Genomic DNA, 4947 nt, shown 5'->3' on the forward strand with positions numbered 1-4947 from the left:
TCTCTTCAGTCGGCGGTTTAGTCCGCCGAGCCGCTTTAGCGGCACAATCTACCAGCTTCAGCTGGTAGTGGTTGAATTTAATCCAGAATATTCGGATTGGGGCGCTCAATTTTGAGAAACTGATCAAGTTCTGCAGGCGTTCCCAGGACATACACGTCGTCAAATTTTAGATCTGAAATTGAGATTTTTCCACCGTCCTTAATCAACTGCCGATACAGTGGTGCGATGTAACGTTCCCCACGTACAAGATTTCCTTCGTCTGCGAAGAACCGATCATAGGTTTCAGCGTATCGCCCAGCGTGTGCAAACCAATATAGACCAATGGAAGCATAGCCCGAGATGCGCTGTTTTTCGGCCAGCTCAACCGCCCATCCGTCATCGCCCAATCTAACAAAGCTCCAATGATCACCTGGAACCTGGAAACAGGGCACCCAGCCATCCGAACCGGGTTTAATATCCGTTGGCTTAAGAGCCACTGGATTGACAAATGTGTCAATATTATAGATCAGCAGCGGATCATCTTGTCGCCATAACTCTCGAGACACGTAAGCACTTGTTGCCTGCCCATCGGTGATTTCATCAAGTTCAAGCACATGGAAATCATTCAGGTTCAGAGCCTTGCAGCGCTCACTGACATAGTCGGCAGAATCATTTTCAGCCAAACACACAAAAATTACCCGACAATCGTCAGTCATAAAATTGGTCAGCGAAAGTATAGACCAATCAAAAAGGCTGCGCCCATGGGCCATGATCTCGTATTTAGGAACCTTATAACCGGCCTCATAAAAACGAGAGCCCCGACCGGCCATCGTAATGACAATATTCAACCTCATACTCCCTACTCCTGGCCTAGAAGCTTGTGGATCTCTTCCTCGGACATACGAAGGAACTCGTCAGGACGAACGGTACGATCGTCAATATAGAAGCCTTTTTTGCGAGGCCAGGGTTTTCCAAACAAGATTTCATCGTAAGGAACATCCCACTTACTCAGCCATTCAAACAAAACAGGAGCAGTATGCTTGTTAATCTGCCCGAGATTGCTGTCGTATGTTTTCATATTCCGAGCAGTAAACAGCAGAATACGATATCCCTTAGCCTGATATTCGCGCAGCTTTTGGAGCATGGGTTGATGAGGCGTCAGCTCCGCATAGGATTGGTCTGCCGATTTAATATCACACAAAGTGCCATCAATATCGACGACAAGCATACCCTCTAACTCATCAATTGTGTTTTTCACGTTCGACCTCATCGAGAATTTGTCTGGCCTTCAACATGAAGGCAATCACCTTGTTTGGATAATCAATATGCAGCGGAAGCATGGAAAGGAACAGCGAAGCCTCGCCAAGACGCATGATATGGCTATCATATCTGTAGGTCTTGATCCTTTGTAGGAACAGAGACTTTAGAGCTGCATGATTAGTGTGCGTGAAGTCTAGCACCAAATCATTGGTGTCAGAAAATCTAACACTATAAAGCCCATTATTGATAAAATCGTAATCTCCCAAAACACTATGAGAGATCTTGCAAAGATCATAAAGTGGATGCGTCCACAGATCTTGCTCCACCACTACTCCTTTTGGATCGATAAGCTTCAACAAATATCGACCCTGATCGTAGAGTATATTGGAAAAGCAGGGATCACCATGGCCTACCGCGAGATGGTCAAAAGCAAAGCCCTTCTCATGTTTCTTGTACAAAGCGAGATAACGCTTGAGCTGGACCTTAATATCCAACTCTGGTGACACACTGGTCGCCAGCTGATTGAGCCTTTGACCCTCCGGCATGGCTAGGAGTTGTCCTACACGCGCTTCCAGCTTTTTAACGAACAAATCACGGGCTATTGCGGCAGACTGTTCCTTACTGCAGGTTTGTTTTGGTCGCTCGGATATAAAGAATAGTAACCGTTCAATGAAGGTCGCGAATGTATCACGCTCGAATGAGCCATGCACCCATTGCAGAGACGCGTCTGCAAGATAGTAGCGTAGCATCTTGTAGGATGCACACTCCCCCTCGTCCTTATATTCGAAAGGTTGGATCAGCCATGGGCGCATGCTTTCGGGCACCAAACCGTAGAACGAGTATTCCGCAAGCATTTTTCGCTTATCGCTGGAGCGCTTGGTATAGTAATAGGAGTCAATCTTGATTTCATTAAAGTGGCGTGTCGCCGTTGACCCGCATGTAAAGGATAGGAAAGCCCGGATTTTCCCAAGATCCAGCGGTTCAACCGAATGCACACGCTGCTTTCCCTGCCAAGCCTGTTCCCAGGTGTGTATTGGCGCTGCTGCGAATTTAGGCCACTGCTCGACAAGGCTATGTGCACTGCGCAAGAACACTAACAGCGGCTTATACAGATGATCCGTGAAATCCTCCTCGGCGTAAGGCAGACGTTCAATCAGCTGGGTCAGATGCTCGAAATCCATAAAACCTGCACGGCTCGCTATAACACAGGCGGCCGTATCTTCCCCACTGGTCTCAATCCTGCTTCGCAGGGCCGGGATATCGTCGACAGATCGCAGATGGACCAGCCCCTCGGAGGCCCAGGCGGGCAATGCTGCGCGAAAATGGTCAACAAGCAAACGGCGTTTGAAAGTAATGTCGCCAAAGCGACGCTGCCCTACGAGACTGCAAACATCACCTTTAGTAGTCTCACGATCGTCATATATAATCAGTAATTTTTCACTCGAGATCAACATCATTAAGCCTTTGAAATTTTGAGACGATTTACAAGCAACACCACAATCAAGGAAAGTATTGCCAAAATAACCAGTGCCAAAGACTGGTACAAACCAAAATCGGTCACGACCGAGGTGCTACCAGATAGGCTGGTCAACATGCCAGCTGCAAACAAGTCAACCCAGTCAGGCTTGTTTAGGGCAAATAGGTTAATGAACATCGATAGCGCCAATATTTCAATTGTCCATATAATCACCGAGAGCAGGATGAATCCAGAAAACCTACCTTCTAGTGATTTCACAATGTTCAGCTCGAGAGATCTCAGCGCATGGCTAAAGCGCAAGAGCATCAATCCATGAGCAGAGTGACTGGTTAGCACAAGATGTCGATTGATATAGACAAAAACTTTAGCAACCGCCAATATTCCCAGCAGCCCCATAACACTGGCAACAACGAAGAGCATGAAGATATTTTTCATTGCGGGGGGCACTGAAACCTCCAGAACATACAGGCCAAGAATAAACAGCGTAATGACAAGAACGTCTCCGAAGCGCTCCGCAAGCCAAACAGCCAGGGCTTTCTGCCGCTTCTCGAAAACATGGAAAAACGCCGTCAGACGCAGTATTTCACCAATTTTGAAGGGAAAAAAACTGCTTGGAAAAGCCGTCAAAGTATGCGCCGCAATCACTTGAAAGACTTTGTCTCGCTCATCCAGGGCAAGCAACCCCAAGCGTATCATACGAAATACATGCGAGCAAAGATACAAAACGGTAATGCCAAGAAGACCTGGCCAGCTTGTGTTTTCGACGACCCCCGAGATATTGGGTATATTCACCCACATCCAGACGACTGAGAGGATCAGTAGAAAATAGAGGTAGGCGACGGTAACACGCTTCACGTCAATCACTAAATTTTGCTTCCTGAAAGCATTTAATTTGCCCTGAATACCTGTCAAAAGCCTTACCACGCAACTCACTAGCCAAGAATGACCCACGCTGGAAAAAATACCCTGCCAACAGCCCCAAAACCTTGAAGGCTTGTCGAAACATTTTTACATTCGAAATCTGATCTTCTTCCCGCCAACTGATCGGGAAAAAGCGGACGTTTTGACCACGGTGATAACTTGCAAGAAGCATCACATAATTGAATGTCAAATCATCAGGAAAGGACTTATAATAGAATTCCTGCAGCGAAGACACACGATAGAGGTTCAAACCCGAACCCAAATCATAGATATTACGCAAGACCGCAAAAGAAAAAATCTTATTATACAAGCGGTTACCGAATGTGCGGAACCAGGAGTAACCCTTGAGGCGACTTCCTGACATGAACCGTGCGCCGAGCAGACAATCAACCTGCTCGTGAACACCTTCTTCCAGCAGCGGAACTAAGTCTCTAATGTCTGCTTGATCATCGCCATGCAAGACGACAACATAGTCCATTTTCTGCTCAACGGCATAACGGAAGGCTGCTTTGTGAGAACCACCTAAACCATAGTTATCATCATTTCGCCAGGCGATAAAATTGGTTTCTATAATCCTGGCAGTCCCGCGATCAATTGCCGCCTGCAAAGTACCGTCGGGGGAGCGATTGTCCACGACCATAACCGTATGAATCCAAGCCTGTACTCTCTGGTCGAACTGATCCAATACACGAACAACCTGCGCCTTACAACGATAGGCTGGTATAAAAACAAGAATACGTGGATGATTTTTCATAGCTTTAGTCAGGCCTGTGCTTTCTGTTGCATGAAGAGTGAGAGAAATTTCATAAAGAGGAAGTTGGTTACAAGATTTACCGGCGTAACAATTATCTTTGCCAGGATTTCCGGCTGTCCAATTGGTAAGCCAAACGCACCCTGAGCCTGCAAAAAGTGAGCGACAAGATTGAGCAAGAGCGAATAGCATGAAATGGAGAGAAACTGAAAGACCCAATAGGTAACCAAAAACTGCCCTCTGAAAGCTCCCGCCGTTCCGAAGACACTCTTGAGAGAAGTGAACCAGACAAAGGTTACTCCAACATAGGATGATACGAAATTTGCAGCATGAGGGGGAAAATCGATAACCTTGACAAGCAGCGTGTAGGTTCCAAAGTCGCAAAGCCACCCTAAACCAGACAAGAAGGCGAAAGCCGAAAACCGGCGAAGGCTATGCATTATTTAATTACCTTTTTGGACTCGCTCTTCTTCTTAATGGCAATTTATTGTCCCAGCACGCTAGTCCAAAACTATGCACTTTAGTGCAAGGCTTTAGCTGCTACACAGGTATGCTACAA

At 46.6% G+C, this 4947-nt stretch carries 6 protein-coding genes; all 6 read right to left on the minus strand.

The window, feature by feature from the left end:
* Positions 1–77 precede the first annotated feature (77 nt).
* The 6 genes from BQ17_RS01660 to BQ17_RS01685 are packed head-to-tail and all read right to left on the minus strand — an operon-like array spanning position 78 to position 4828.
* The gene (locus BQ17_RS01660; protein ID WP_218068005.1) at positions 78–827 is read right to left on the minus strand and encodes a glycosyltransferase family 2 protein; all 750 of its coding nucleotides are present in this window, start codon (positions 825–827) and stop codon (positions 78–80) included.
* Positions 828–838: 11 nt separating this feature from the next.
* Positions 839–1237, minus strand: coding sequence for an HAD family hydrolase (locus BQ17_RS01665; protein WP_256091438.1), 399 nt, complete (start codon positions 1235–1237; stop codon positions 839–841).
* Complete coding sequence (locus BQ17_RS01670) at positions 1221–2696, minus strand: hypothetical protein (RefSeq protein ID WP_218068007.1); 1476 nt, start codon at positions 2694–2696, stop codon at positions 1221–1223. The genes BQ17_RS01665 and BQ17_RS01670 overlap by 17 nt, the downstream gene beginning before the upstream one ends.
* Positions 2696–3580, minus strand: a complete 885-nt coding sequence (locus tag BQ17_RS01675) for a lysylphosphatidylglycerol synthase domain-containing protein (protein ID WP_089724007.1) — start codon at positions 3578–3580, stop codon at positions 2696–2698. Before BQ17_RS01675 ends, BQ17_RS01670 begins: the two co-directional genes overlap by 1 nt.
* Positions 3573–4391, minus strand: coding sequence for a glycosyltransferase family 2 protein (locus BQ17_RS01680; RefSeq protein WP_089724008.1), 819 nt, complete (start codon positions 4389–4391; stop codon positions 3573–3575). The genes BQ17_RS01675 and BQ17_RS01680 overlap by 8 nt, the downstream gene beginning before the upstream one ends.
* 8 nt (positions 4392–4399) lie before the next feature.
* On the minus strand, positions 4400–4828 hold the full coding sequence (locus tag BQ17_RS01685; RefSeq protein WP_089724009.1) for a GtrA family protein: 429 nt from the start codon (positions 4826–4828) through the stop codon (positions 4400–4402).
* Positions 4829–4947 lie beyond the last annotated feature (119 nt).

This window comes from Candidatus Thiosymbion oneisti (assembly GCF_900092655.1).
In the GTDB taxonomy this organism is placed as follows: domain Bacteria; phylum Pseudomonadota; class Gammaproteobacteria; order Chromatiales; family Chromatiaceae; genus Thiosymbion; species Thiosymbion oneisti.

Bases quoted from the DNA above. Each gene is read 5' to 3' on its own strand.
- BQ17_RS01670 (WP_218068007.1), bottom strand. From the start codon at position 2,696: ATGATGTTGATCTCGAGTGAAAAATTACTGATTATATATGACGATCGT.
- BQ17_RS01685 (WP_089724009.1), bottom strand. From the start codon at position 4,828: ATGCATAGCCTTCGCCGGTTTTCGGCTTTCGCCTTCTTGTCTGGTTTA.
- BQ17_RS01680 (WP_089724008.1), bottom strand. From the start codon at position 4,391: ATGAAAAATCATCCACGTATTCTTGTTTTTATACCAGCCTATCGTTGT.